The organism is Deltaproteobacteria bacterium (assembly GCA_016218975.1).
Classification (GTDB): Bacteria; Desulfobacterota; Deferrimicrobia; order Deferrimicrobiales; family Deferrimicrobiaceae; genus JAENIX01.
This window is the reverse complement of the sequence record JACRCO010000097.1, coordinates 1-26678: the sequence shown is the minus strand read 5'-3', so window position 1 is coordinate 26678 and position 26678 is coordinate 1. Positions and strand designations below refer to the sequence as shown.

Annotated in this window: 23 protein-coding genes and 1 pseudogene; 19 read left to right on the top strand and 5 right to left on the bottom strand. The window is 61.0% G+C overall.

Annotated elements, in window-relative coordinates; genetic code table 11:
- The first annotated feature begins 65 nt into the window (after nucleotides 1-65).
- The 8 genes and pseudogenes from HY896_13725 (at nucleotide 66) to HY896_13690 (ending at nucleotide 7370) form a co-directional block, all read left to right on the top strand.
- Complete coding sequence (locus HY896_13725; protein MBI5577405.1) at nucleotides 66-521, top strand: hypothetical protein; 456 nt, start codon at nucleotides 66-68, stop codon at nucleotides 519-521.
- Nucleotides 518-1084: an ATP synthase F0 subunit B gene (locus tag HY896_13720; protein MBI5577404.1), complete on the top strand. Its 567-nt coding sequence runs from the start codon at nucleotides 518-520 to the stop codon at nucleotides 1082-1084. Before HY896_13725 ends, HY896_13720 begins: the two co-directional genes overlap by 4 nt.
- A complete protein-coding gene (gene atpH, locus HY896_13715) occupies nucleotides 1081-1623 on the top strand; it encodes an ATP synthase F1 subunit delta (protein MBI5577403.1) in 543 nt (180 codons plus the stop codon). The genes HY896_13720 and atpH overlap by 4 nt, the downstream gene beginning before the upstream one ends.
- Before the next feature lie 10 nt (nucleotides 1624-1633).
- Nucleotides 1634-3142, top strand: a complete 1509-nt coding sequence (locus tag HY896_13710) for a F0F1 ATP synthase subunit alpha (GenBank protein ID MBI5577402.1) — start codon at nucleotides 1634-1636, stop codon at nucleotides 3140-3142.
- A 33-nt stretch (nucleotides 3143-3175) separates the two neighbouring features.
- On the top strand, nucleotides 3176-4054 hold the full coding sequence (gene atpG, locus HY896_13705) for an ATP synthase F1 subunit gamma (protein ID MBI5577401.1): 879 nt from the start codon (nucleotides 3176-3178) through the stop codon (nucleotides 4052-4054).
- Between the two features lie 36 nt (nucleotides 4055-4090).
- Nucleotides 4091-5500 (top strand): annotated as a pseudogene (gene atpD / locus HY896_13700) (F0F1 ATP synthase subunit beta).
- A 67-nt stretch (nucleotides 5501-5567) separates the two neighbouring features.
- On the top strand, nucleotides 5568-5969 hold the full coding sequence (locus HY896_13695) for a F0F1 ATP synthase subunit epsilon (GenBank protein ID MBI5577400.1): 402 nt from the start codon (nucleotides 5568-5570) through the stop codon (nucleotides 5967-5969).
- A 279-nt stretch (nucleotides 5970-6248) separates the two neighbouring features.
- Nucleotides 6249-7370 carry a sorbosone dehydrogenase family protein gene (locus HY896_13690; protein MBI5577399.1) on the top strand — a complete coding sequence of 374 codons (1122 nt, stop codon included), beginning with the start codon at nucleotides 6249-6251 and terminating at the stop codon, nucleotides 7368-7370.
- A gap of 23 nt (nucleotides 7371-7393) precedes the next feature.
- Here HY896_13690 and HY896_13685 read toward each other — a convergent pair whose 3' ends face one another.
- Nucleotides 7394-7933 carry a hypothetical protein gene (locus HY896_13685; GenBank protein ID MBI5577398.1) on the bottom strand — a complete coding sequence of 180 codons (540 nt, stop codon included), beginning with the start codon at nucleotides 7931-7933 and terminating at the stop codon, nucleotides 7394-7396.
- An 80-nt stretch (nucleotides 7934-8013) separates the two neighbouring features.
- On the opposite strand from HY896_13685, the gene glmU reads away from it, so the two are divergent.
- Together glmU and glmS are read left to right on the top strand one after the other, a co-directional pair.
- Nucleotides 8014-9444: a bifunctional UDP-N-acetylglucosamine diphosphorylase/glucosamine-1-phosphate N-acetyltransferase GlmU gene (glmU, locus tag HY896_13680; GenBank protein ID MBI5577397.1), complete on the top strand. Its 1431-nt coding sequence runs from the start codon at nucleotides 8014-8016 to the stop codon at nucleotides 9442-9444.
- Nucleotides 9444-11273, top strand: a complete 1830-nt coding sequence (glmS, locus tag HY896_13675) for a glutamine--fructose-6-phosphate transaminase (isomerizing) (protein MBI5577396.1) — start codon at nucleotides 9444-9446, stop codon at nucleotides 11271-11273. The genes glmU and glmS overlap by 1 nt, the downstream gene beginning before the upstream one ends.
- 12 nt (nucleotides 11274-11285) lie before the next feature.
- On the opposite strand, the gene HY896_13670 is transcribed toward glmS, so the two are convergent.
- The 3 genes from HY896_13670 to HY896_13660 all read right to left on the bottom strand — a co-directional run bounded on the left by HY896_13670 (nucleotide 11286) and on the right by HY896_13660 (nucleotide 15184).
- Complete coding sequence (locus HY896_13670) at nucleotides 11286-13484, bottom strand: EAL domain-containing protein (protein MBI5577395.1); 2199 nt, start codon at nucleotides 13482-13484, stop codon at nucleotides 11286-11288.
- Nucleotides 13485-13510: 26 nt separating this feature from the next.
- Nucleotides 13511-14212 (bottom strand): hypothetical protein, encoded by a 702-nt coding sequence (locus HY896_13665; GenBank protein MBI5577394.1) that lies wholly within the window; start codon nucleotides 14210-14212, stop codon nucleotides 13511-13513.
- 234 nt (nucleotides 14213-14446) lie between these two features.
- Nucleotides 14447-15184 carry a DUF1122 family protein gene (locus HY896_13660; GenBank protein MBI5577393.1) on the bottom strand — a complete coding sequence of 246 codons (738 nt, stop codon included), beginning with the start codon at nucleotides 15182-15184 and terminating at the stop codon, nucleotides 14447-14449.
- Nucleotides 15185-15429: 245 nt separating this feature from the next.
- On the opposite strand from HY896_13660, the gene HY896_13655 reads away from it, so the two are divergent.
- From HY896_13655 to HY896_13630, 6 genes are all read left to right on the top strand, one after another.
- The gene (locus tag HY896_13655) at nucleotides 15430-19071 is read left to right on the top strand and encodes a PAS domain S-box protein (GenBank protein ID MBI5577392.1); all 3642 of its coding nucleotides are present in this window, start codon (nucleotides 15430-15432) and stop codon (nucleotides 19069-19071) included.
- A complete protein-coding gene (locus HY896_13650; GenBank protein MBI5577391.1) occupies nucleotides 19068-20087 on the top strand; it encodes an NrtA/SsuA/CpmA family ABC transporter substrate-binding protein in 1020 nt (339 codons plus the stop codon). The genes HY896_13655 and HY896_13650 overlap by 4 nt, the downstream gene beginning before the upstream one ends.
- A 9-nt stretch (nucleotides 20088-20096) precedes the next feature.
- A complete protein-coding gene (locus tag HY896_13645) occupies nucleotides 20097-21938 on the top strand; it encodes a PAS domain S-box protein (GenBank protein MBI5577390.1) in 1842 nt (613 codons plus the stop codon).
- Nucleotides 21935-23320 (top strand): sigma-54-dependent Fis family transcriptional regulator, encoded by a 1386-nt coding sequence (locus tag HY896_13640; protein ID MBI5577389.1) that lies wholly within the window; start codon nucleotides 21935-21937, stop codon nucleotides 23318-23320. The genes HY896_13645 and HY896_13640 overlap by 4 nt, the downstream gene beginning before the upstream one ends.
- A gap of 171 nt (nucleotides 23321-23491) precedes the next feature.
- Entirely contained in the window at nucleotides 23492-23956 is a 465-nt protein-coding gene (locus HY896_13635; protein ID MBI5577388.1) for a response regulator, read from the top strand.
- 117 nt (nucleotides 23957-24073) lie between these two features.
- On the top strand, nucleotides 24074-24778 hold the full coding sequence (locus tag HY896_13630; protein MBI5577387.1) for a sigma-70 family RNA polymerase sigma factor: 705 nt from the start codon (nucleotides 24074-24076) through the stop codon (nucleotides 24776-24778).
- A gap of 121 nt (nucleotides 24779-24899) precedes the next feature.
- Here the strand turns inward: HY896_13630 and HY896_13625 are convergent, their stop codons facing one another.
- A complete protein-coding gene (locus HY896_13625; protein ID MBI5577386.1) occupies nucleotides 24900-25061 on the bottom strand; it encodes a hypothetical protein in 162 nt (53 codons plus the stop codon).
- Between the two features lie 212 nt (nucleotides 25062-25273).
- Here HY896_13625 and HY896_13620 point away from each other — a divergent pair, with 212 nt between their 5' ends.
- The 3 genes from HY896_13620 to HY896_13610 all read left to right on the top strand — a co-directional run.
- Nucleotides 25274-25885 carry a sigma-70 family RNA polymerase sigma factor gene (locus HY896_13620; protein MBI5577385.1) on the top strand — a complete coding sequence of 204 codons (612 nt, stop codon included), beginning with the start codon at nucleotides 25274-25276 and terminating at the stop codon, nucleotides 25883-25885.
- Nucleotides 25882-26391 carry a zf-HC2 domain-containing protein gene (locus HY896_13615; protein MBI5577384.1) on the top strand — a complete coding sequence of 170 codons (510 nt, stop codon included), beginning with the start codon at nucleotides 25882-25884 and terminating at the stop codon, nucleotides 26389-26391. Before HY896_13620 ends, HY896_13615 begins: the two co-directional genes overlap by 4 nt.
- 145 nt (nucleotides 26392-26536) lie before the next feature.
- Nucleotides 26537-26678: magnesium chelatase (locus HY896_13610; protein MBI5577383.1), on the top strand; the 142-nt coding region annotated here is incomplete at its 3' end.

Genomic DNA, 26678 nt, shown 5'->3' with positions numbered 1-26678 from the left:
TTCCCGTTTCAAGTATTTCCAGCCGACCGCTTGCCTGTTTGGGAACCCCGGGGGGTACGGGACTCATGGAGCTTGTTGGAAAAATTCTCCAGACGCTCGAGATCAGCCAGCTGGCTTTTCTCCAGATGGCGCTCGTCGTGGTCCTTGTGTTCATCCTTTCCGCCACGCTGATCCGCCCGATCCTCGCGACGTTCAAGGAGCGGGAGCGCCGCACGATCCTTCCGGTGGAGGAATCGAAAGGGCTGCTTTCCGACGCCGAGGCGAAGACGGCGCGTTACGAGGACTCCCTTAAGAAAGCGTCCGCAGACGCCCTCGCCTCGAAACGCAGGAAAATGGAGGAATCGGGCCGCGCGGAACGGAAGCGGATCGAAGGAGTTCTGGAGGAGTGCAACAGCAAGGTCGAGGATATGAAATCCCGGATCGACGCGGAGAAAGCCGAGACATCGAAAGCTCTCCAGGCCGAAGTATCCCTCCTTGCCGTGGAGATCGCCGCAAAAGTGCTTGGAAGGCCGGTGGCATGATTCCGGTCCTTTCCGCTGCGTTCCTTGCGTTCGCCGCCGCCGCCTTCGCATCCGAAGCCGCGGGCGGCCATCACGGCGGCATCCCCTGGGGAGACATCGTCAAGCAGTTCGTAAACTTCGCGATCCTCGTCGGGGCGCTCGTCTACTTCCTCAAGAAACCGCTTTCCTCGTTCCTCAAGGAGAGGAGCGAGATGCTGCGCAAGTCGATCGAGGACGCATCGCGGGCAAGGGAAGAGGCAGCCGCGAAACTCGCCGCCATCGAGACGCGGGTGGCGGGACTCGCCGGCGAGATAGCGGAGATGAACCGGAAGATGGAGGCCGAGGCAGATGATGAAGCGCTGCGCATTCACGCCGCGGCGCAGGCCGAAATCGAGCGGGTCCGGGTCCAGGCGCAGTTCTCGGCGGACCAGGAAGTGAAGAAGGCCCGCGAGGAGCTGCGCCGCGAGGCGGCCGCCCTCGCCACCGGCGCGGCGGAGGAGATTGTCCGGAAGGCGATGACTCCGGAGGACCAGGAGCGGCTCGTGAGGGAGAACATAGAAAAGATCCGTGAGGTCGTGCGTTGATCGGCAGCGGCCTGGCGAAACGGTACGCCCGCGCGCTGCTGGACATCGGGCGGGAGGAGCGGCAGGTGCGCCGCGTCCTCGGAGAAGTGGACCGGTTCGCCGCCCTTCTTTCCGAGGTCCCCGCTCTCCGCGAGGCGCTTGAAGCTTCCCACATAAACGGCCGCGACAAGCTCGCAGCCCTGGACGCCGCCGTTTCCGGTGAGGGGTTCCTGCCGGATACGGCGAACTTCCTGCGCCTTCTCATCGAGAAGGGCCGGATGAGCGCGCTTCGGCAGATTCTCTCCGAGCTCCGCCACCTGGTGGAGGAACTGGAAGGGATCGAGCGCGTCGAGGTCGTCTCCGCGGCCCCTCTACCGGGCACGCAGCGGGATTTCCTCAAGAGCGTGCTGGAACGGCAGACGGGGAAGCGTATCGAACTGGAAGAGAAGCTCGACCCCGCCGTGCTGGGCGGAATGGTGGTGAAGGTGGGCTCCACGGTCTACGACGGAAGCGTCAAAACACAATTGTCCCAGATCCGGGAAAACCTACGGAAGGGGTGAGGCAGTCGCCATGAGCATCCGCGCGTCAGAAATCACAGAAATTCTCAAGAGCCAGATCAAGGGGTACGAAAAGCGCGTCGATGTCGCGGAGACCGGAGTCGTGCTCTCCGTCGGCGACGGCATCGCCCGGATCCACGGGCTGGAACGGGCGATGGCAGGGGAGCTGCTCGAGCTTCCCGGCGGCGTCCGCGGGATGGTGCTGAACCTGGAAGAGGACAACGTCGGCGTGGCGCTGCTCGGCGACGACTCCCTCATCAAGGAAGGGGACGTGGCCCGCCGGACGGGCCGCATCGTTTCGGTCCCCTGCGGCGACGCCATGGTCGGGCGCGTCGTGAACCCCCTGGGGCAGCCGCTCGACGGCAGGGGCCCCATCGAAACGAAGGATTACCGCCTCATCGAGATCAAGGCCCCCGGCATCGTGAAGCGGCAGCCGGTGAAGGAGCCGCTCCAGACGGGCTTGAAGGCCATCGACGGCATGATACCGATCGGGCGCGGGCAGCGCGAGCTCATCATCGGCGACCGCCAGACGGGGAAGACCGCCGTCGCCCTCGATACGATCATCAACCAGAAGGGGCAGAACGTCATCTGCGTCTACGTGGCGATCGGGCAGAAGCGCTCGACGGTGGCGCAGGTGGTGGAGAAGCTCCGTCAATACGGAGCGATGGAATACACGATCATCGTGGCGGCGACCGCTTCCGAGTCCGCCCCGATCAACTTCATCGCCCCCTATACGGGATGCACGATCGGCGAGTTCTACCGCGACAGCGGCCGCCACGCCCTCTGCATCTACGACGACCTTTCAAAGCACGCCGTGGCGTACCGGCAGCTCTCGCTCCTGCTGCGGCGCCCGCCGGGACGCGAAGCGTACCCGGGCGACGTCTTCTACATCCACTCCCGGCTGCTCGAGCGGGCGGCGAAGCTGTCCGATTCCGAGGGGGGCGGGTCCCTGACTGCGCTTCCCATCATCGAGACGCAGGCCGGGGACGTCTCCGCGTACATCCCGACGAACGTCATTTCCATCACGGACGGCCAGATCTACCTCGAGGCCGACCTGTTCTACGCCGGCGTCCGCCCCGCGGTGAACGTCGGGCTCTCGGTTTCCCGCGTCGGCGGCAACGCGCAGATCAAGGCGATGAAGCAGGTCGCCGGCCGCCTCCGCCTGGAGCTGGCCCAGTACCGCGAAATGGCCGCCTTCGCCCAGTTCGGCTCCGACCTCGACAAGGCGACCCAGATGCAGCTCGCCCGCGGAGCCAGGCTGGTGGAAATACTCAAGCAGGACCAGTACTGTCCGCAGCCCGTCGAGCAGCAGGTCGTGACGGTCTTCGCGGCGACGAACGGCTTCACCGACGGATATGAGGTCTCCTCGCTGGGGCGCTACGAGATCGAGCTTGCGGCCTTCATGAAGGACAAGCACAGCGACACCCTGTCCCTCCTGCGCGAGAAGAAGACGATCGACGACGCCGTCAAGGGAAAGCTCACCGCCGCCCTCGAGGATTTCAAGGGCGTCTTCAAGGAATAGCGGGACACCGGCCAAAGGGGCTACGGGGAAACGATGGCGAACCTCCGCGCGATCCGCAAACGGATCGGAAGCGTAAAGAGCACGCAGCAGATCACCAAGGCGATGAAGATGGTGTCGGCGGCGAAGCTGAAGCGCGCCCAGGACGCCATCGTCGCCGCAAGGCCGTATGCAAGGAAGATGCGCGAGGTCGTTCAGGCGCTGGCCGCCCGCGTGGGGGAGGATGCGCATCCGCTCCTGGCGGCGCGGGAAACGAAAAAGCTGGCGCTACTCGTCGTCACCACGGACCGCGGGTTGTGCGGGGGGTTCAACTCGAACCTGCTGCGCGCAACGTACCGTTTCCTCGTGGCCAACCGGGAGAAATACGAAGAGATTTCGGTCTTCGTTGTGGGGCGCAAGGCCCGGGAGTTCCTCCGCAGGCGCGGCGTTTCCCCGTGCAAGGAGTATCTCGGCGTTCTGGGGTCCCTTTCGTACGCGCATGCCGGCACGCTCGCGAAGGATCTCGTGGGGGGCTTCCTCGATGGGGAGTTCGACGAGGTCCAGGTGGCGTTCAACGAGTTCCGGTCGGCCATCTCCCAGGTGATCCGGTTCGAACGGCTCTTCCCCATCTCCGTCGAGCGGGGAGGGACTGAAAAGCAGGCGGCAGGGAGCGACATCGACTTCCTGTATGAACCCTCGCAGAAGGAGATCCTCGCCGCACTGCTGCCGAAGTACGTGGAGACCCAGCTTTTCCGGGTGCTCCTGGAGTCGGTGGCGGGAGAGCACGGAGCCCGGATGTCCGCGATGGACTCGGCGACGAACAACGCGGTGGACATGATCGCGCGGCTCACGCTCCAGATGAACCGCGCGCGGCAGGCCACCATCACGAAGGAGTTGATGGAGATCATCGGCGGGGCGGAAGCGCTCAAGGGATAGTTCTTCAAGGCCAGTCGAAGGAGGAAGAGGGAGACCATGAACAGCGGAAAAATCGTCCAGGTGATCGGGCCGGTGGTCGACGTGCGGTACGAGCCCGGCCAGCTCCCGGCGCTCTACAACGCCATCAAGATCACCAACCCGAGCATCAGCGACAAGGAAGGGAACCTCATCGTCGAAGTTGCGCAGCACCTGGGCGACAACATCGTCCGCTGCGTCGCGATGGATTCCACCGACGGCCTGGTCCGCGGAATGGACGCGACCGACACGGGCGGCCCCATCACGGTTCCGGTCGGCCCCGAGACGCTGGGCCGCATCATGAACGTGATCGGCGAGCCGGTCGACGAGATGGGCGAGATCCTGGCGAAGAAACGGTACCCGATCCATCGGCACGCCCCCTCCTTCGAAGAGCAGTCCACCAAGGTCGAGATCCTGGAAACGGGGATCAAGGTCGTCGATCTCCTCGCCCCCTATTCGAAGGGCGGTAAGATCGGGCTGTTCGGCGGCGCCGGCGTCGGCAAGACGGTCGTCATCATGGAGCTCATCCACAACATCGCCATCGAGCACGGCGGCTACTCGGTGTTCGGGGGCGTCGGCGAGCGGACCCGCGAGGGGAACGACCTGTGGCTCGAGTGGAAGGAGTCCAAGGTCCTCGAGAAGGCGTGCCTGGTGTACGGTCAGATGAACTAGCCGCCCGGCGCGCGCGCCCGCGTGGGACTGTCGGCCCTGACGGCCGCGGAATACTTCCGCGACGAAGAAGGGCAGGACGTGCTCCTGTTCAGCGACAACATCTTCCGGTTCACCCAGGCGGGCTCCGAAGTGTCGGCCCTCCTGGGACGCATCCCCTCGGCAGTCGGCTACCAGCCCACGCTGGCAACCGACCTGGGCGAGCTCCAGGAGCGGATCACCTCGACGAAGCGCGGCTCGATCACCTCGGTCCAGGCGATCTACGTCCCCGCGGACGACTTGACCGACCCGGCTCCGGCGACGACTTTCGCGCACCTGGACGCCACTACCGTTCTCTCCCGGCAGATCGCGGAGCTCGGGATCTACCCGGCCGTCGACCCGCTCGACTCGACTTCGCGGATCCTCTCTCCCCTGGTGCTGGGCGAGGACCATTACCAGGTAGCCCGCTCCGTGCAGAAAGTTCTCCAGCGGTACAAAGACCTCCAGGACATCATCGCCATCCTGGGGATGGACGAACTTTCCGAGGACGACAAGATCCTGGTCACCCGGGCCCGCAAGATCCAGCGGTTCCTGTCGCAGCCGTTCTTCGTCGCCGAACAGTTCACCGGGATTCCGGGCAAATACGTGCGCCTCGAGGACACGATCCGGTCGTTCAAGGAGATCGTGGACGGGAAGCACGACGAGCTTCCCGAACAGGCCTTCTACATGGTCGGCACGATCGAGGAAGCGATCGAAAAGGGGAAGAAGCTCCTCGCGGTCTGACGCCCCCGCTTCGCAGGGAAACGAAGAAACAAAGCCCGTTTCGCAGGACGGCAGGGGAAGGTAACGGATGGCTTCGACGATCAAACTGGAACTGGTCACCCCCGAACGCATACTCATCTCGGACGACGTGGACGAGGTGATCGCCCCCGGCTTCGAGGGGGAATTCGGCGTCCTCCCGGAGCACACGTACTACCTCGCGATCCTCAACATAGGGATCCTGAGCTATCGCAAGGGGAACGTGGTGAAGAAAATCGCACTGGGCGGCGGGTTCGCCGAAGTGGAGCCGGAGAAGGTGGTAGTGCTGGCCGACACGGCGGAGAGGGCCGAGGAAATCGATTTGGAGCGCGCCCGGCGTGCGCACGAACGGGCCGAGGCCATGCTTAAGGAAATCACGCTGGACGAGGACACGTACCGGAAAGCCCATGCCGCCCTTCGGCGGGCGATCGTCCGGATGTCCGCCGCGGAGTAATCCGCCCTCCAGGGATCCATTCCCTCAGATACCGGCATTCGAGATCCACTGCATCCCCGCAGGCTTCGTTGCCCTCCTTCACCGTACCACGTGGTACGCTTCAGACGGGCGCCTCGCCTGGCGGGGCGCATTGGACCTCTCTATGCTCGGTCTCTTCGGGAACGGATCCCTGGAGGGCGGCCGCCGCACAGTAAACAGATACCGGCATTCGAGATCCACTGCATCCCCGCAGGCCGTTTTTTCCGGAAACAGGTTTCTCCTTCCCGCAATCCTATTTCCATGTATTCCCGGTTCCTTTCGATAGCCGCCGTTATCGCGTGGATTCTCACCGCCGCGCCGGGATGCCGGGCCGATGCGAATCTGAATGCGATCCGGCTCCCCGAAGGCTTCAGGATCGAGGTCTACGAGGGCGATGTGCCCGGCGCACGCTCCATGGCCCTCGGCGAGAAGGGGACTCTTTTCGTCGGGACGCGCAAGGACCGTGTGTACGCGATTCCCGCTGCGCCCGGACCGGACGGGAAACGCAGGGCGATCGTCATCGCGAGCGGGCTCAATATGCCTAACGGCGTCGCCTTCCGCGACGGGAACCTCTATGTAGCCGAGATCAACCGGGTCCTGCGATTCGACGGCATCGAATCGCGGCTTGAAAATCCCGGGAAACCTGCGGTCGTAAGCGATGCGTTACCGTCCGATACGCACCACGGATGGAAATTCATCCGCTTCGGTCCTGACGGGATGCTGTATGTCCCCGTCGGCGCTCCGTGCAATGCCTGCGAGCGGAAGGATCCAAGGTACGCCGCGATCCACAGGATGAAACCAGACGGGACGGGGCTCGAGCTGTTCGCATCCGGCGTCCGGAACACGGTGGGATTCGACTGGCACCCGGCGACGAAAGAGCTATGGTTCACGGACAACGGGCGGGACTGGCTGGGAGACGATCGCCCTCCGGACGAACTTAATCGCGCTCCGCGGAAGGGGCTCCATTTCGGGTTCCCCTACCGCCACGGGAAAAGCATTTCCGATCCCGACTTCGGAACGAAGGGAGCGGGGCATGTTTTCACCCCGCCTGAAAGAGAGCTTGGTCCGCACGTCGCATCTCTCGGAATGAGGTTCTATACAGGATCGATGTTCCCGGAAAGATATCGGAACGGCATCTTCATCGCTGAGCACGGCTCCTGGAACCGTTCGACGCCTATCGGGTACCGGGTCACGCTCGTCACGCTTTCGGGGAACCGTGCCGAAAGTTACGAAATATTCGCGGAAGGGTGGCTTACGGGAGGCAAGGCGTGGGGCCGCCCGGTGGATGTGCAGCAGATGCCCGACGGCTCTCTTCTGGTGTCGGACGACCATGCGGGAGCGATCTACAGGATCTTCTACGGTCCGGGAGATAAGGGAAGTTGATGCGATATTACAGGCCTGCTTCGTCAGTGCAGGACCGCTTTCACCTTCGGTTTCCCCTCCTCCACGCTCACCCGGAATTCCACTATTCTGCCTCCGGCTTTTTCCGCAAGTTCCCTGGCGCGCGTTAAAAGCGTTTCCCGCGCCAGGGCGATGTCGGCATCTTCGGCGGGAAGGCCGCATGCCCTGCGGGCCGCAAGCAGCTCGCGGAGGATTTTTTCGAGATGGGCGGGGTCGACCGGTGTCCTAGTTGCCGCATGGACGCGCAAGAGGAGGCCGGACCGGTCGCGCACCAGCCGTCCTTCCTCCAGGTCCCGGACGGTGCGTATCCATAGGTTGGAATAAGAGTAGAATCGGCTCTGCAGATTGTTGAACCGGAACTGGTCGTTGCTGTTGCTGATCCTGCGCTGCCCCATCCGGCGCACTGTTTCCTCCACCTCCCGGCGCGTCTCGGACGGCTCCTGGCGGCGTACGCCCTGGAAAAAGAGGTCGTACTGGCGTTTGACCTCGGCGATGTCCGTCTCGATCCGGTCCAGAAGCACTTTCATGTCTTCGCCATTCACCATTCCCATTCCCCGATAAAAACCGGTAAACTCAGGAGGATACCGGTTCAAGGCATTTTATCATCCCGTAAAGGGGCAGGTCGATGAATGAGGTTTCCGCGATCGTTCTGGCGGCGGGGATGGGAAAACGGATGAAATCCGCTCTTCCCAAGGTCGCCCACCACGTGCTGGGACAGCCGATCCTGTGGCACGTGGCGTCCGCGGCGGCGAAGGCCGGCATTCCGGAAATAGTTTTTGTCCTGGGCCATGCGAAAGATGTCGTGATGAAGACGGTGGACCGGTTCGGCGGCAAGTCGGTCGTGCAGGAACGCCAGCTCGGGACAGGGGATGCCGCCCGGGTGGGCCTCTCGGCCGTCTCCCCGGGGGTGAAGGAGGTCGTCGTGCTCTGTGGAGACGCGCCCCTCATCCGGCCGAAAACGCTCCGGGCCCTTATTGCTGCGAGGCGGAAGAAAAAGGCGGCTGCCGCCGTGCTGACGGGGATCCTCCCCGATCCGGCGGGGTACGGCCGAATCGTTCGAAGCCCGGAAGGAAATGTCGCGCGGATAGTAGAGGAGCGGGATGCCGACTCCCCGGTGAAGAAGATCAGGGAAGTGAACTCAGGCACATATGTCTTCGATCGCGCCTTCCTTGCGCGGAACCTTCCGCGCCTGACCGACGTGAATGCACAGCGGGAATTCTATCTGACGGACCTGGTGGTGCAGGCGCTCGAGGAGGGCAAGATCGTAGTGCCGGTCGTGGCCGGAAATCCGGATGAAGTGCGGGGGATAAACTCCCGGAGGGAGCTTGCCGAGGCGACGGCGATACTACTGCGGGCGAAGGTCGAAGCGCTGCTTGCCGCAGGAGTGACGTTCGTAGATCCGGGGCGGACTTACGTGGAGCCGGAAGTTTCCGTGGGCGCCGATACGACGATAGAGCCCAATGTCGCGCTCGCCGGCTCGACAAGGATCGGGCGGGGCGTCAGGATACAGGCGGGTTGCGTGATTGAGAACAGCAGGGTGGACGACGGCGCGCACCTGCTGCCGTACTCGGTCCTCACCGGGGCGCGCGTACGCAAAGGGGCGATAGTCGGTCCGTTCGCCCGTCTTCGCCCGGAAGCCGACATCGGGGAAGGGGCGCACATCGGCAACTTCGTCGAGGTGAAGAAGAGCCGTTTCGGGAAGGGGTCCAAGGCGAACCACCTGGCTTACGTCGGGGACTCCCTTGTGGGGAAGAAGGTTAACATCGGCGCCGGGACGATCACCTGCAACTACGACGGGATCGCCAAGCACACGACGGTCATCGGCGACGGGGTGTTCGTCGGAAGCGATACGCAGTTCGTCGCCCCTGTCACAATAGGCAAGGGGGCGCTGATAGGAGCGGGCGCGACGATAACGAAAGACGTCCCCCCGTACTCGCTTGCCCTGTCGCGGGCGGAGCAGAGGATCCTGGAGGATTGGGTGACGCGAAAGAAGCCCGAGCTGTTGAAAAAAGCGGGATTGAAGATCCCGAAGCTTCCCTCGGAGGTACCGAAGTAATGTGCGGCATCGTCGGATACACCGGCCCTAAACAATGCGTCAAGGCCCTCCTCGACGGCCTCGGGAAACTGGAGTACCGGGGATACGACTCGGCCGGCATCGCCGTGCAGGACAGCGGAGGGATCGCCATCCGAAAAAGCGAAGGCAAGCTCGCGCGCCTTGTGGAACTGGTCGGAAAGGAGCCGGTCGAGGGGACCTGCGGCATCGGGCACACGCGCTGGGCCACCCACGGCCGCCCATCGGACATAAACGCGCATCCGCACCTGTCCGGGAACGTGGCCGTCGTCCACAACGGGATCATCGAAAACCACCAGGCCCTGAAAAGCAGCCTCCAGGCGAAGGGGAGGCATTTCGACTCCGAGACGGACACGGAGGTGATAGCCCATCTCCTCGATGAATACATCTCCGCGGGTTTTTCTCTTGAAGGCGCCGTTCAGCGCGCCACATCGCAGCTCCGCGGCTCATTTGCATTCCTGGCGATTTCGGGCAAGGAGCCGGGGACGCTCGTCGGCGCGCGGCTTAACTGCCCCATGGTTGTCGGCGTCGGGAACGGCGAGACCTTCCTTGCTTCCGACCTGCCGCCACTGTTGTCCCACACGCGCGAGGTCCTCTTTCTCGAGGACGGCGAGATGATCGTCGCGGGGCTGGACGGGGCCAGGGTCACCGATTTCGACGGGAACCCGCGGGTCCGCAATCCGCAGCACATCGACTGGTCACCTGTAATGGCGGAGAAGGGCGGGTACCGCCACTTCATGCTAAAGGAGATACACGAACAGCCGAGGGGGATCATGGACACGCTGGCAGGCCGGATGCTGCCGGACTCGGGAGAAGTATTTTTCGAGACCCTGCCGCTGCCCGACGATCTGCTACGCCGCCTGGAGAAGGTGGTCATCGTGGCTTGCGGCACGTCCTGGCATGCCGGACTCGTCGGCAAATTCATGATCGAGGGGCTTGCGCGCCTCCCGGTCGAGGTGGACCTCGGATCGGAATACCGGTATCGCGACCCGGTGGTCGGGAAGGACACCCTTTGCATTCCCATTTCCCAGTCCGGAGAAACGGCCGACACGCTTGCGGGCTTGCGCGAAGCGAAGGGGAAGGGGGCGATCGCGATCTCCATCTGCAACGTGGTCTCGTCGACGATCGCACGTGAGTCGGACGGCGTCATCTACACGCACGCGGGGCCCGAGATCGGCGTGGCCTCAACGAAAGCGTTCACGACGCAGCTCGCCGCGCTGTATCTCCTCGCGCTGCATCTTGCGGCGGCGCGGGGGATGCTCTCAAAAAATGAAGTCGCGGCCCATCTCCTCGATCTGAGCGAACTGCCGAAGAAGATCGAGGAAGTACTGAAAAACGAGTCCTGCATCGCCGGGATCGCGCGGAAGTACAAGGATGCGCGGGACTTCCTCTATCTTGGCCGCGGCATCTCCTACCCGATTGCGCTGGAAGGGGCGCTGAAACTCAAGGAGATCTCCTACATACACGCGGAAGGGTACCCCGCGGGCGAGATGAAGCACGGGCCTATCGCCCTGATCGACGAGCGGATGCCGGTGCTCGTTCTCTGCGCGCAGGGGGAATCCTACGAAAAGACCCTGTCCAACCTGGAAGAGGCCCGCACCCGGGGCGGGCGCGTGATAGCATTGGGCACGGATGGGGACTCGCAACTTGCGGGGAAAGCGGAAGACATCCTTTACATGCCGCAGTGCAGCCGATTCGCCCGTCCGATCCTCGAAGTCGTCCCGCTCCAGCTCCTTGCCTACCACATGGCGGTGCTGAAAGGCACGGACGTGGACCAGCCGAGGAACCTCGCCAAGAGCGTCACCGTGGAGTGAGCGCCGTCAAGACTAAAGCGATTCTTTCACAAGGAGTTCCGGGAATTCCTCGGGCGGCACTGCCCTGCTGAAGAGGAACCCCTGGATTTCGTCGCAACCGTGCTCGCAGAGGAAGGCCATCTGCTCCTCCGTCTCAACCCCCTCCGCGATGACTTTCAGGTTCAGGCTGTGCGCCATGGCGATGGTGGCCCGGACGATTGCCCCGTCGCTTCGGCTCGACGGAAGGTTCGCGACGAAGGACTGGTCGATTTTCAGGTAATCCAAAGGCAGGCGCTTCAGATAGTTCAGCGACGAATACCCTGTCCCGAAATCATCGACAGCGATCCCGATCCCCCTCTCCTTCATGGAAAGCAATGTTCGGACGGCGTCCTCGGGATTCCGCATGATCGTGCTCTCGGTTATCTCAAGCTCAAGATGCCGGGGGGGGAGCCCCGTGTCCCGCAATACGCCGTCCACGACCTCGACAAGGTTCCTTTGATCGAACTGGCGTCCTGATACGTTTACCGCAACGGTGATGGGTTTCAGGCCTTCATCCAGCCATGTCTTAAGCTGCGCGCAAGCGGCGCGGAGCGAGAATTCCGCCATCGGGACGATAAGGCCGCTGTTCTCTGCGGCGGAGATGAACTTCCCGGGAAAAAGAAGGCCCTTTTCGGGATGGTTCCAGCGGATCAGCGCTTCCATGCCGGTTATCGATCTGGTCGTTGCGTCGAGCCTCGGCTGGTAATACAAAGTGAACTCGCCCCGTTCCATCCCCTTTCGGATCTCGCTTTCGAGCGTCAGCAGCTCCAGCACCGAAGCGTTGAGGGATTGCGAGTAGAACTGGTAGTTGTTTCTGCCTTCCGCCTTGGCATGGTACATGGCGGCATCCGCGTTTTTCAGGAGGTTGTCCACGGTCTCCCCGTCTGCCGGGTAAAGCGATATGCCGATGCTGGCGGTAATGAAAACTTCCCTGCCGCTCACGTCCCATGGAGCGGACAATTCCGCGAGAATGCGGCGGGCTACCCTGGCGGCATCCTGCGCCTCGCATACGTTGTGCAGCAGAACCAGGAACTCGTCACCGCCCGGCCTGCACAGGATTTCATCGACGTTCTCTTCCCCGCAACGGGCGACGTAATCGCTGCTGCGGAGTAAGCTCGACAGCTTTTGCGAGACCGATTTCAGAAGCATGTCGCCGGCGGTGTGCCCGAAAGTTTCGTTGATCCGCTTGAAATTGTCGAGGTCCATGTAAAGCAGGGCGAATTTCTGTTTGTGCCGCCTGGCGATTTCTATCGTCCTTGCCATCATCTGCGCATGCAATACGCGGTTCGGCAATCCTGTCAGGTCGTCGTAATAAGCGAGGCGGTGGATCCTCTCCTCGAGGATTTTCTGCTGCGTAACGTCCTTCGCCATGGAGATGAAATTCGTTATCTCTCCCTTGCCGTCCTTGAGAGGGGTAATCGTATGGAAAACCTCGAACAGCTCCCCGTCCTTCCTCCTGTTGGAAATTATCCCTCTGAATGTCCGGCCGGAAAGGATCGTCTCCCACATTTCCTTGTAAAAGGATTCGTCGTGCCTGCCGGACCTGAAGATTCCGGGCGTCCGCCCCAAGAGATCCTCTTTCCGGTATCCGGACATCGTTTCCACGGCCCTGTTCGCGTACTCGATCCTGCCGTCCCGTCCGGTCACGAGGACCCAGTCGGAGGACTCTTCCACGGCGACGGACAGTTTCCTCAACGATTTGTCCGCCATGGCTTGCTCGGTCACGTCCCGGAGGTACCAGACCCTTCCGTAATACGTTCCGTCGGGTCCCATCATGGGGGAAGTGTACCGGTCGAACAGCCGGCCGTCCGCAAGCGGGATCATGTCGCGGCCACTTTCCTCCCTGCGCTCGTAGAGGTGCCCGAGTCTCGCGACGAAGCCTTCCGGGTCGCCCAGCTTTCCCAGAATCGGTCGCATCGCCTCGGCATGGTTCCTGTGAAGGAGCGACTCCGGCGGAAAGCCCCACATCTCCGCGAATCGCCTGTTATGCGATATCACGACGCCGTTTTCGTCGACGATCAGGATGCCGTCTATCGAGGCTTCCTGCTGCGTTTCGAGGATTATGTTCTTGAACTCCAGGCTGCGGGCCTGCTCCAGGGAAGCCTGCTCGAACGTCTTGAGAAGCTCTTCCAGCCCGGCAACGTGCGATTTCAGTTTCCAGACTTCGGAGATCGTCCGAACGCCACTATTCACCGGAGCTTTTGCGGCGCCTCTCCTCATCAGGCGAAAACCGTTCCGCCGGCGAACGGCAGCAAGGCGATCTTCGCGCTCAAGGACAAGGTCTTGAACATGTCCGTCTTTTCCCGCGGAACGACGGTCCTGGAGAACATGATGATAGCGAACAGATTCCCGTCGGGCAGCATTCCTCCGAACCCGAGGACCGACCTGATCCCGAATTTCACTACGAAGTCCTGTTGCGCGGGGACGTATGGGCTTCCGGCGGCTTCTTCGACGTGGAAGACGTTGAAGGTTTTCTGTTCCAGTTCAAGGAGAACCGCCGGATCGGGTCTAACCACGTCACCGATATCGAGGCCGAACTGGACGATGAGCTGCGAGATCATAGGGGCCTGCGAGACGACTTTGGCGCTCGGCAAAGGAACGGCCTTGTGTCCCTCGGAACTTTCGCGGGAGTTCCATTCGGACCGGTCCCCCGCCGTCGCAAGTAACGTCAGGCATTTGGTTTCGGGGGATATTTCAGCACCACCGCCAAGGCGTCGCGCGAAATACTTGAGTTCACCGTCCAGCTCTCCGTACGGGCACGTCCTGTAAAGCCGCACGAGTGCGCAGGACTGTGCACCGGTACGCCGGTCTCCGAAATTCTCGTGCAAATATCGAACGATACGCCCCGCCGCCTCCTCCATACTGCCGGCACCCGCGCCCATACCGCGGATCGCGGAACCGCATTCGATCATTTCGCTCATACGGAATGTGGCAAAATCGAAAATCGCCTGCCTCCTGCCGCCGAACCCCTCGGACAATTAGGATTTCGGAAACGGCCGCAGAAATCTTTATTGAATACGCAGGACTTGCCCCCATTTTTACCATGCATCCGCTACTGCGGCGGATACAGGTCCGTCCATGGCAGCAAGCCGCAATACAATGAATCATGGTGAGAATTGCGGTTCGGGGGAAGGAGGATGCAAAGGACGTTACATTTAAGGGTTGCCACGTCCGGAGAACGCTAAAATCGCTTCCGCCCGAATTCGGGCTTCTTCGTCAAGTTCGGCGGAACCGTGGCCGGTGGTCCGCGCAAGAAACTCCCGTACCTGTCGCTCCGTCCTTTGCCGGAATGTCGCCTCCCATTCCGTGTCAGGCGCCTTTTCCCCCCACAGTTTGCGCGGTCCTTCGTGCCCCCCCTCGGCCAGGTACCAGTTCTTGACGAGCGTGAACCCCGACCGGAAAAGAAGGAAGCCCATCGGGGTCGCGGCAGGAGGGACGCCTGCGTCAAGGAGGCGCAGGGTTTCCCGGTGGATCGCTCCATCCGTTTCGTAGGAAACCATGATGTGCCCTCCGGGCGGGATCAGCCTCTCCAGGGTGCCGAACAGATCCGCGTCCAGCCCGAGGCGGCGAAGGGAGATCCCCTCTCGTGTCGCTTCCCCCTCGGAAAAATCCACGTCTTCCCGATATTCGATGTCCAGCCACGGCTTCACCCCCTTGCCTCCGGAGCTGTGGATCCCCTCGATCACCGGGCCGGTGCAATGACGGCTGTCCGGGCGTTGAAGGAATAGGCGGAACCCGGTCCAGCCGATCCGGCGCAAGGGTTTCTCGTCTTTAACGGAAATGGTGTAATCGCCGAGCGTGCGTCCCTCCAGGGAGGAGGGGCGGGGGGGAAGTTTCGTTACGTTACGGTCATCCGCGGATTCATCGCGCTGGGGGAAATTTATTGGCGCCATGATGCATTTTCCTCATCCGATTCATTCGCGTGTCTCACCATGTTGGAGACGCAGCCGCAGCCGCCGGATTCTCTCCGGCCCGAAAAAAGAAAGGGAATGCGATGCCGCAGGATGATAAAATTCAAAGTCTTAGCGCTGCAAATGGAAAAACATAGTAAAAACGGACCCTCGCGAAGCACGATGGCACACGGGCAGGTTGCGCGCATCGCCGCCGGCGACGTTACCGGCGGCGGATAGGAGGGGGGATGGAACGGAAGCCTTCTTCTCTTCCGAAACGCCATCACGTCATCATAGGGACTCTCGTTTTCATCGGCCTCTTCCTTTCCAGCCGATACAGTTATCTTCTCTTCCACAGTTTTGCGGAGCTGTTCAGCGTTTCCGTCGCCGGGACCGTCTTCATGGTCTCCTGGCACACACGGCGCGATTCCGAATCCGGATATTTCCTGTTTCTCGGAATCGGTTCACTGTTTTTCGCGTTCATTGACCTCCTCCACCTGTTGTCCTACAAGGGCATGGGGGTGTTTCCGGGGTACGGCGCGAACCTGCCGACACAACTTTGGATCGCCATGCGGTATCTCATGGCCTTTACCTTTTTGGCGGCTCCTGCATTCATCGGAAAACGCCTGAACCATAGACTGGTTTTAGCATCGTTTGCCTCGGTCGCCGCCTTCCTGGTCGCTTCGATCTTCTCATGGGGGATCTTCCCGGATTGTTTCGTCGAGGGGAGCGGACTGACGCCGTTCAAAATAATCAGCGAATACGTTATCTCCGGCGTCTTCCTCGCCTCGATCGCATTTCTCGCGAAGAAAAAGGGCCGGATCGACCCCGAAGTTCTGCAGCTCCTCGTCGCTTCCATCGTCGCCGCAACCGGAACCGAGCTTCTGCTTACCCTGTACACCGACGTTTACGGATTGACCAATCTGGCCGGTCATTACCTTGAGATCCTTTCCTTCTACCTGATATATCGGGCGGTCGTCGCAACCGACCTCGTCCGAAAGCACGAGCTGGGCATAAGGCTGCGGCAGGAGCTCGAGGATCGCAAGTTTGCGGAGAAAATGCTGCTTGATACCAAGCAGGAATTGGAAATCCGCCAGGCGGAGCTTGCCGCGCTCCTTGAAGGTGCGCGATCGGTCCTGGCGCAACGCGGATTCGAGGATACCGCGCGGTCCATATTCCTCTCCTGCAAGGAACTGGTCGGCGCCGCCGCGGGCTACGTTGCCCTGCTGTCGAAGGACGGGACGGAGAATGAAATAGCGTTCCTTGATTCAGGCGGGCTCTCCTGCACGGTCGATCCTTCGTTGCCCATGCCGATACGGGGGCTTCGCGGGGAGGCTTTCCGCGCCGGAACGACGGTTTTCGACAACGATTTCTCCCGCAGCGAGTGGACCAGGTTCCTTCCCGAAGGACATGCTCATTTGGAAAACGTCATGTTCGCCCCGCTGCTGATCGAAAAGAAGGTGGTGGGCCTTATCGGCCTTGCCAACAAGCCGGGGGGGTTCACGGAGGGGGATTCCAGGATGGCATCCGCGTTCGGAGAGCTGGCGGCGATCGCCCTGTTGAACGCCAGGATGCTCGAATCGCTTGAGGAGAGCGAGGAGCGGTTCCGGTCCGTTGCGCAGACTGCGAACGACGCGATCGTGACCGTCGACGGGAACGGCGCCATCGCCCTGTGGAACGAGGGAGCGGAGAAGATGTTCGGTTACGCGGCGGATGAGATAACCGGAAGACCGCTGTCCACCATCATCCCTCCGCGCCTGCGGGAAGCGCATGAACACGGAATGGGCCGGGCGGCCGCCGACGGAGAATCCCATATATTCGGAAAGACCCTCGAGATGACGGGACTTCATAAAGGCGGCGGGGAATTTCCCGTCGAACTGTCGGTGGCGAGCTGGAAAGCCGGGGAGAAGGTTTTTTTTACCGGAATCATGCGGGACATCACGGATCGTAAACGTGTGGAAGAGCATATCCGGCATCTTGCCTCGTTCCCGGAATTGAATCCGAATCCCGTCCTCGAAATGGATTATTCGGGGAAGGTCGTCTATTTCAATCCGGCGACCGAAAAGACACTGAAAAAACTCGGGATGGAGATAGGCGATGCCGCCGTGTTTCTCCCTCCCGGCCTGGACGTCATCACAAGCGGTCAGGATGGCATCGGCGAAACGGTTATCCACCACGAAGTGACCGTCAAGGACATGACTTTCGCCGGAAACGTCTCCCTCTTTCCCGCCTCGCGGATCGCCCGCCTCTACATGCGCGACATCACCTCGCGCAAGAAAGCGGAAGTCGAATTGAAGGCGGCGAAGGAGGCGCTGGAAACGCGGGTGGCCGAGCGCACGGCGGAACTTTCCGTTCTCGCCGACCGGCTGCGGGCGGAGCTCGAGTACCGCCTGAAGACGGAAGAGGCGCTCCGGGAATCCATGGCGCTGCTGGAAAATATTTTCTCGAACATTCACCTTTGCGTCGTGTATTTGGACCCGGAATTCAACTTCATCCGGGTCAACAAGGCATACGCGGACGGATGCGGCTATCCCCCGGAGTTCTTCCCCGGGAAGAACCATTTCGATCTCTATCCACACGCTGAAAACGAGGCGATCTTCAGGAAGGTCGTGGAAACCGGCGTGCCGTTCAATGTCGTCGCCAAGCCGTTCGAGTTCCCGGATCATCCCGAGTGGGGGGTGACCTACTGGGACTGGAGCCTTCTCCCGATCACGGACCCCGCCGGCAAGGTGAGCGCGCTGATCTTCTGCCTCGTCGACGTCACGGAGAGAAAGAGGGCGGAGGCGGATCTTGAGAGGAGCGAGGAGTTGTTCCGCTCCCTGGTTACGGAGTCGCCCGTCGGCATCTTCATCCTCCGGAACGGAAGGATCGGCTACATGAATCCCGAACAGGAAAGGCTGTTCGGCGGCATTCCGGAGAATTACGCCTTGCGGGAATTTCCCGACATCCACCCGGAAGACAGGAAGATGTTCGAGGAGTTCTGCAACGCGGTCCTATCTGGAGAACGGAAACCGCCGACCCTGGATCTTCGTTTTTACCCGTTCGGCGGATCGACAGAGTACGCCGATATGCGATGGGTGCATTGCCGCGCCACCCCGATCGGGGCGTACGGCGACGTAGCATTCCTCACGATCATGGTGGACATCACCCGGCTGAAGGAGATGGAGCGCCAGTTCGTTATCCGCGAGAAATTGGCTTCCCTGGGCCATGTCGCCGCGGGGATCGCCCACGAGATCCGAAGCCCCCTCTCCGGGATCAACATATACCTCTCGGCGCTCGGGAAGATCCTGCTGGAGGCGGATTGCATTGAAACCCAGGCAAGGGAGGAGGCTGGGGAGGTGGTCCTTCAGATCCAGTCCGCCTCTCACAGGATAGAATCCGTCATAAGGAAGATCATGGATTTCGTCCGTCCGTCCTCTCCCCGGAAGGAGCAGGTGGATTTGAGCGTCGCCGTCGAGAGCGCCGTCGATTTCACCGCCCTGACGTTGCGCAAGAGCGGGATCGTGCTGGACAGGACCGCAATCGTTCCGCTTCCGAAGTGCCCGGCGGACCCGGACCTCATCGCTCAAGTCGTGATGAACCTGATCGCCAATGCTGCGCAGGCTATGGAGAACGCGGCTTCGAAAATCATCGAAGTTTCCACCATTCCGGAGGACGGGAGAATAGTAATCCGGGTGGCAGACTCCGGGCCGGGGGTGCCGCAGGAGATACGCGACAGGATATTCGACCCGTTCTACACAACGCGCAAGGACGGGTACGGGATAGGTTTAAGTTTCTGCCGCCGCGTGATCGAGGACCACGGGGGGGCTCTGCAGGTCGGCCGCAGCCGCCTGGGCGGGGCCGAGTTCCGGATCGAGATACCCGTCGAACCACGAAATGCGCAGGTATGAGAGGGATATCAGGTTCGGCGCATATTGCGGCGTCCCTCCTGCTCCTTGCGGTTGCGTCCTTCGCCACCGGCTGCGACCGGGGCCCCGCGCGCACCGGACCGGCAGGAATGAAAAAAATCACCATCGCCGTAACTCCATGGCCCGCATCCGTCGCGTTATACATCGCGCAGGAAAAGGGGTATTTCCGCGAAGAGGGACTTGATGCGACCCTCGATTCCTACCTATCGGGCCACTTGGGGATAAACGCCGTCCTTTCGGGTAAGGCGGACATCGCGACTTCAACGGAAACGCCCATCGCCCGGGCTGCGCTCGAAGGGAAGCGGCTTGCGGTGATCGCAACCGTCGCCGAGGTAGAGCGGGGGATGCTGATCGTCGCAAGAAAGGACAGGGGGATATCGAAGCCCGGAGACCTCAAGGGGAAAAAGGTCGGCCGCGTCGCGTGGACAGCCGCTGACTTTTTTCTCGATATATACCTGACGACTTCCAGTGTCGATCCGGGGAAAGTCCGGATCGTGGATCTTGCCCCGGAACAGGTGGTCCGGTCGCTGCTGGACGGGGAGGTCGACGCCGTCAGCACATGGCCGCCCCAAACGACAATCCTCCGGGAGAAGCTCGGAAGCAACGGCGTCGTTCTTCACGAGCCGGGGCTCTACACGATGACGTGGAACGTCGTGACTTCCATGGAGCTCTCCGGGCGGGATCCCGACATGATCGCCAGGTTCCTGCGGGCGATACTCAAGGCCAACCGGCTGATCGACGAACGGCCGGAGGAGGCCATGGCCATCGCCGTGAAATGTTGCGGGATGAGCATGAGCGACTTCGGGATGGAATGGACGGACATGGAGTTCACCTTGCAGCTCGACCAGACCCTTCTGAGTTACCTGGAAGACCAGGCCAGGTGGATGAATCGCAAGGGGACCGGCGGCGCGGGGAAAGCCCCGAATTTCCTCGATCACATCGACGCGAAGGGGCTCCGGGCGGTCCGGCCCGAGGCCGTTCTCATCGTGGGGAAATAAGGGCACGCCATGAGGATATCGACAAAGCTCGCAATGGCGTCTCTTATCCCCGCGCTGATGGCGCTGGTGACGGCAGCAGGCATGTTCTCCTCATACAGGTCCATAAATTCGCTGGAGAATAAGGAGATCGTCGCATACCGGATCAGCAACGAGTTGAGCGAGCTGAACGGCCTGGTCCGCACCTATATCCTTTACCACGAGGAGAGGCCGGTCCGGCAGTTCTTCATCAAACACGAGGAAACGAAAAATCTTATAGCCGGATTGACTTTCGAAGACCGGCGCCGGCGGCAGTTCGTGGAAGGCATTGCCAGGAACACGGAGACGATAAAGGTCCTGTTCCTGAAGCTGGTTTCCAACCGCGAGTTCCACGGTTCCGCCGGTGACGCCCGCCTGATTGAGGAGGCCGAGCGGCGGCTCCTTGGCCAGGTGCTCATCCGGTCCCGCGCCGCCAAGGCCGACGCATCCCGCCTGACCATCCTGATGAGCGAGGAAATCATTGCCGGCCAGCGGCGGATCTCTTACCTTGTCATCGTGTTGCTGGCTGCCGCCGTGGTTGTTTGCACTACGTTGCTCCTCGGCATGACTAATAAACTGACGGGGTCGCTTGAAAGGCTGCGGAACGGCGCGGGGATCGTCGGGAGCGGAAACTTCGATCACAGGATCGGAATTTCGTCCGAAGACGAGATCGGCGCGCTGTCGGCGTCTTTCGATCTAATGACCGGGAAGCTGAAGGAAACAACCGTGTCGCTGCACGAGAGCGAGACTCGTTTCCGCACGCTGATAGAGAACTCTCCCGTGGGCGTGTCCCTTGTCAGGGACAGACGGGTTCTGTTCATCAACCCGGAGCAGCGGCGTCTCTTCGGGTCGATCCCGGAAGAATTCGACCTTCGTGAATTCAGGGACGTCCACCCCGAGGACTCGGGGAGGTTCGCAAGGCTATGCGAAGCGGTATCGGTGGGAGGCACCGGGTCGCTCGAGACGGACCTTCGATTTTTCCCGTACGGGAAGTCCGTGGAAGGGACGGAGATGCGCTGGGTCCATCTTCGGGCCATCCCGCTGGTATACAGTGGCGAAAATTGCACCCTTTTGAGCATGGTGGACATAACCGGCCGGAAGGAGATGGAGCTCCAGCTCATGGCCCAGGAGAAGATGGCGTCCCTGGGGCAGATTGCGGCGGGCATCGCTCACGAGATCCGGAACCCCCTGTCCGGGATAAACATTTACCTGTCGGCGCTGGAGGAGGTTCAGGAGGCCCCCGAGTTGCAGGATGAGGAGAGGAAGGAGGCGATCCGACGGATCATGGAACAGCTTCATTCGGCCTCCTCCCGGATCGAGGATGTGATAAAGAAGGTCATGGGTTTTACCCAAACCCGTGCTCCGCGCATGGAAGCCATAGACATCAACCTTGCGATAGAGGAGGCGATCGACTTCACGTCGACGCATCTTCGCAAGATCGGGATTACGCTCGTCCGTTCCTTGCCGAAGGACCATCCGCGTTGCCGGGCCGACCATCAGCTTATCGCACAGGTTCTCGTCAACATGATATCGAACGCGGCGCAGGCCATGGAAAACGCCGCGGCGCCGAAGACCATAGAGATCTCTTCCGTCGTCGAGAACGGGAAGATCGTCATCCGTGTGGCCGACTCCGGCCCGGGGGTGCCGCAGGCGGTACGCGACAAGATCTTCGCCCCGTTCTATACAACGCGGAAGGACGGGTACGGGATAGGATTGAGTTTCTGCCGTCGCGTGATCGGGGACCATGGCGGAACTCTGTCGGTCGCCGCCGGCCCGCTGGGCGGGGCCGAGTTCCGGATCGAGATTCCCGCCGGGGAAGGCGAGGTAGTCGCTTGATCGCCTATTCGGTCTATATCGTCGACGACGAGGAAACGATCCGGTCCGGGCTGACCCATATTTTAAAAGGTAAATACCGGACAAAGACTTTCCCCTCTGCGGAAGAGGCGCTGGCGGCTGTCAAGAAATCCTCTCCCGATCTCATACTCCTCGATCTCGGCCTTCCAGTCATGAGCGGGCTCGACGCGTTGCGCGAGATCAAGACGATCTGCCCGGAAGCGCAGGTGGTCGTGATAACCGCTTACGACGACGTCAAGAGCGTCGTCACCGCGATGAAGAACGGGGCGTACGATTACATCGTCAAGCCCCTCCAGGTGGATACGCTCGAAGTCAGCATCGAGAACGCGCTGGAGACCGTACGGCTTAAAAAGGAGATCCGGAATCTTCAGGAAAGCGCCTTAAGGGATAACCTCCCCGGATTCATAGGCAAAAGCGAGACGATCCAGGACGTCATGGACCTCGTGAAGACACTGGCGAAAAGCCCCGACACACCGATCCTGATCCGGGGGGAAACCGGCACCGGGAAGGAGCTGATCGCAAGCGCCATCCACTACCGGAGCCCGAATTTCAAGGGCCCGTTCGTGAGCGTAAACTGCGCCGCAATCCCGAAGGAGCTGATCGAGAGCGAATTGTTCGGTTACGAGAAAGGGGCGTTCAGCGGCGCGAGCGCGGCGGGCAAGAAGGGGCTGGTGGAGCATGCCGCCGGCGGCACATTGTTCCTCGACGAGGTGGGGGACATGAGCATGGAAGCGCAGGCGAAACTTCTTCGGTTCCTCGAGGAGGGGGAATTCTACCGGGTGGGTGGAACCCGGGTTCACAATGTACGGACAAGGGTGGTGTCCGCTACGAACAAGGATCTCGGTGCGATGATCGAGAAAGGGCTCTTCCGCGAAGACCTGTACTACCGGCTTGCAGTGGCGATGGTGGAGGTGCCGTCGCTGAACGACCGTCCCGAGGACATCGTTCCCCTTGCGCGCTATTTTCTTCTCGAGTTCAGCCGCAAGTTCGGCAAGCGATACACGGGGTTTTCCCCCGACGCCGAAGCGGCGCTGAAAAGTCATCGTTGGAGGGGCAACGTCCGCGAGTTGAGGAACATCATCGAGCGCGGAGCGCTTATCGGCACGGGAGAGGTACTCGCAGCCCGGGAAATCGGTCTCGACGCCTCGGACGATGGACGTGAAATGAAGCAGGCGCCGGAAGACAGGACTTTCCCGGAAATCCCTCCCGAGGGGATAGACCTGACCTCTGTCCAGGAATCGATCGAGAAACGCTACATCGAGGAGGCGCTTCAACGGACCGGCGGGAACGAGAGCAAGGCGGCGGTGCTGCTGAACATCAATCATCACACTTTTCGATACAGAAAGAAGAAATTGAAGGTTTAGTGCTCTTTAGCACATCCGGTTTCTGGTTTTTTCGAATTCCTTTTCGCAATTTCTCGATATATTCACGCCGGCGGCAACGTCCGGATTGTGGAAAAATACCTATAACCTGCCGGTTTTATAAGAATAGATAAATTTACACCTCCATGGCATGCCCCTTGCGGATACAGGGACATGTCATTCACTTCCAACGAACAGAGCGGAAACGAACCCAGGCGCAAACCGGGCATGAGCATATACGAGAAGCTGAAAAACATGAAAATCGTCCTTATAGAAGACGACCCCTGGATCCAGAACGGACTGCGGATGTATTTCCGTTACCACGGGTGCGTTCTCGAAAGTTTCGAAAACGGCGCGGCCGCGGTTGATGCGCTAACGAAGGACCGGGCCGACATAATCATCTGCGACTACTGGCTGCCGGACCTCGACGGCCTTACGCTTCTGCGGAAGGTGCGCCCATATCAACAGGACACCGTAACGATACTGATTACGGCGTACCCCAGCGACGGGTTGCGGGAAGAGGCCATAAGGATGGGAGTCCGCGATTTCATCCCGAAACCGTTGACGATCCAGAAACTGGAAGCCTCCCTCGAGGCGCTGATCAAGGACCCGGCTGCCCGCGAAGATAACGCCGATTGAAGACGATTCGCCTTCCGGGCGAACTGCGGTAATGAATCGCATGGGAAAGAGAGGTCGAGGATGGGGGGAGAAGCTGTCCATCGCGATGGATTTCGAGCCGGGGAGCTCCGATTTCCATTGAATGAAATTCCCCTTGCGGATAAGGGAAAAGGCGTAAAGACCGCCACCCTGGAATATGCGCGAATGCCGGAAGGCAGGGATGTCGTATCCGCAAAGGTCGCCGGTACCGATTCCCGCCGTGAGGAAGCGGTTCTTCTCGAAGAGATCCGCCGGGGAACCCCCGCCGCGGTCGAAGAATTGTTCAGCCGGTATCATGCCAAGGTCTACAGCCTCGCGAAGTCGATACTGAAAAACGACGCCGACGCGGAGGAAGCCGCGCAGGACGTATTCCTGACGGTGGTCCGGAAGGCCGATCTGTTCCGGGGCCAATCCGCTCTTTATTCCTGGATTTACAGGATCTGCGTCAACACCTGCCTGATGCGGGTCAGGAGGCAGCGGAGGAACGGCACCGTCCCGATCGAGGAGTTCCTTCCCGTCTTCACGAAGGATGGGATGCATGCCAATCCCGCGGGGGACTGGAGCAGGGAAGTCGAGCGGCGGATGCTGCAGAAGGAACTGGGGATGATGATAGAGAAATACATGGACACTCTCCCCGAAAAGTACCGCTCGGTGTTCGTCCTGTGCGATGTACAGGGATTCTCGTACGAGGAAACGGCCCGGATCATGGAACTTTCGATCCCCGCGGTGAAGTCCCGCCTTCATCGCACGAGGTTGTTCCTGAGGGAAAGGTTGGGCAGGTACCTGCGGGAAGGAACTTCGTAAGACCGGGATCCAAGGAAACAGAAATGCGCCGTCTCGCCCACCCCTCGGACGGTGCATCGACGGCCCTGCCGGCGCGGGCACCGCAGGGCCGTCCCCTCATCAACTTCATATCGGTGCGTTATCAGGAGCCTATGAAAAGCTCGAAATCGCCCTCCCTTTCTCCTCCCTCGGGACGGGAGTACGGGGTCGCCGGGGACTCCTCCTGCCGCTTCCGGAGGACCGCAAAAAGAAATGTCGCCGCCCCGGCGGCGAGAAGCGCGGCAAGGAAAAGGCGTCTCCCCATTTTCGATCCTTTCTGTCGTTTCGTGCCGGTCGAAGCCGTTGGTCCTTCATTAAATATAAGGGGAAGCGCATCCTCGCGCCAAGGGGAAAGCCGCTCAATGGAAAATTTGCCTGCACTCCTTGCGCCGGTCCGGAATTTCGTGGTAATTCTTGTTTTTCGGTTCGCCGGGGCGAAACCCGTAATCGCCGGGCGAATCTAACGAGGAGCGATCGATGCCCGCGGAACGGGTGGCCGACGATAACGTTCTTCTGGAAGGGCTTCGCAAGGGCACGCCAGAGGCTGCGGAAACCCTGTTCGACCGGTACCACGGCCGTATCTACAGCCTTGCGATGTCCATCCTGAAGAACGACAGCGATGCAGAAGAAGCCGTTCAGGACGTCTTCCTGACGGTGGTCCGCAAGGCGCACACTTTTAAGGGGAACTCGGCCCTCTATTCGTGGATGTACCGGATCTGCGTGAACACGTGCCTCATGCGGCTCCGGGGAAAGCGCCGTTCCGATACGGTGGCCATCGAGGATTTCATGCCGGTGTTCACCGAGGACGGCATGCATGCCAGCCTGATCGACGACTGGAGCAAGGAAGTCGAACGGCGGGCGCTGGAAAAGGAGCTGGGACAGGTGATCCAGCGATTCACGGAGGACCTCTCCGAGAAGTACCGCGTGGTCTTCGTGTTGAGCGACATGGAGGGGATGTCCAACGAGGAGACGGCGCAGATCCTCGGCCTGACGGTTCCCGCCGTGAAGTCCCGCCTCCACCGTGCAAGGCTGTATCTGAGGGAAAGACTTTCCGTATATCTCAGGGAAGGGAAGACGGAGCGGCGATGAACTGCAAAGAACTGGTGTACCTGCTGGGCGACTACCTGGAAGGTACGATGGAAGAGCACTTGCGGCAGGAATTTTCCCGCCACCTCGAGCTATGCGAACCTTGCATGAATTTCCTGCGCACCTACGACACGACGCGCATCCTTTGCCGGCAGATCCGTCCCGAGGAGATTCCCGAGGAAGTCCGTTACCGCCTGAAGGCGTTCATACTGGAGAAAGTCCGCGAGCACAACCTGGATATCGGGAAATACGTCGAACGGGCGGCCAGGGAACGACGCGAGCAGGTGGAAACGTTGCTGCGGGCCTACGCCGCAGACCGTCTTTCCCCTACCATGGCGGTGCTGTTCCGGACACACCACGACCGGTGCGAAATGTGCGGCGCATTCCTGAAGGGCATCGACGGTGAAAAGAAGACGGCGGTGATGACCGAGCTGTCTCCTGAAATAGAGGAACACATCGCAGGATTCATCGAAGCGCTTCCCCCTGGGGAACCCCCCACGCTTCCTTAACCCGCTTTTCTCACCATGGTTCGTAGCGAGGCGGCGGGATAAGGCTTGCCTTCCGTTGTAGAATGATTCGGATGCCGGCGTTCCTTTCCGAAGGGCGACGTCACTTTTCCCCATTTTCCGCCATCCAAGTTTAAAGGGTGAGATTATGAGGCTGTTTCCGTTCAGCGCGATGGTGGGCCAGGAGCTTCTGAAGAAGGGCCTTCTCGCGAACGCGGTGGACCCTTCGATCGGCGGTGTCCTGATCCGTGGCGAGAAGGGGACGGGGAAGACGACGGCGGTTCGGGCTT

Coding starts and splice junctions, on each gene's coding strand:
- atpG (MBI5577401.1), top strand. CDS start 3,176: ATGGCGAACCTCCGCGCGATCCGCAAACGGATCGGAAGCGTAAAGAGC.
- HY896_13660 (MBI5577393.1), bottom strand. CDS start 15,184: ATGGCGCCAATAAATTTCCCCCAGCGCGATGAATCCGCGGATGACCGT.
- HY896_13620 (MBI5577385.1), top strand. CDS start 25,274: ATGCCCGCGGAACGGGTGGCCGACGATAACGTTCTTCTGGAAGGGCTT.
- HY896_13635 (MBI5577388.1), top strand. CDS start 23,492: ATGTCATTCACTTCCAACGAACAGAGCGGAAACGAACCCAGGCGCAAA.
- glmU (MBI5577397.1), top strand. CDS start 8,014: ATGAATGAGGTTTCCGCGATCGTTCTGGCGGCGGGGATGGGAAAACGG.
- HY896_13710 (MBI5577402.1), top strand. CDS start 1,634: ATGAGCATCCGCGCGTCAGAAATCACAGAAATTCTCAAGAGCCAGATC.
- glmS (MBI5577396.1), top strand. CDS start 9,444: ATGTGCGGCATCGTCGGATACACCGGCCCTAAACAATGCGTCAAGGCC.
- HY896_13650 (MBI5577391.1), top strand. CDS start 19,068: ATGAGAGGGATATCAGGTTCGGCGCATATTGCGGCGTCCCTCCTGCTC.
- HY896_13645 (MBI5577390.1), top strand. CDS start 20,097: ATGAGGATATCGACAAAGCTCGCAATGGCGTCTCTTATCCCCGCGCTG.
- HY896_13695 (MBI5577400.1), top strand. CDS start 5,568: ATGGCTTCGACGATCAAACTGGAACTGGTCACCCCCGAACGCATACTC.
- HY896_13655 (MBI5577392.1), top strand. CDS start 15,430: ATGGAACGGAAGCCTTCTTCTCTTCCGAAACGCCATCACGTCATCATA.
- HY896_13720 (MBI5577404.1), top strand. CDS start 518: ATGATTCCGGTCCTTTCCGCTGCGTTCCTTGCGTTCGCCGCCGCCGCC.
- HY896_13690 (MBI5577399.1), top strand. CDS start 6,249: ATGTATTCCCGGTTCCTTTCGATAGCCGCCGTTATCGCGTGGATTCTC.
- HY896_13685 (MBI5577398.1), bottom strand. CDS start 7,933: ATGGTGAATGGCGAAGACATGAAAGTGCTTCTGGACCGGATCGAGACG.
- HY896_13625 (MBI5577386.1), bottom strand. CDS start 25,061: ATGGGGAGACGCCTTTTCCTTGCCGCGCTTCTCGCCGCCGGGGCGGCG.
- HY896_13665 (MBI5577394.1), bottom strand. CDS start 14,212: ATGAGCGAAATGATCGAATGCGGTTCCGCGATCCGCGGTATGGGCGCG.
- HY896_13725 (MBI5577405.1), top strand. CDS start 66: ATGGAGCTTGTTGGAAAAATTCTCCAGACGCTCGAGATCAGCCAGCTG.
- HY896_13615 (MBI5577384.1), top strand. CDS start 25,882: ATGAACTGCAAAGAACTGGTGTACCTGCTGGGCGACTACCTGGAAGGT.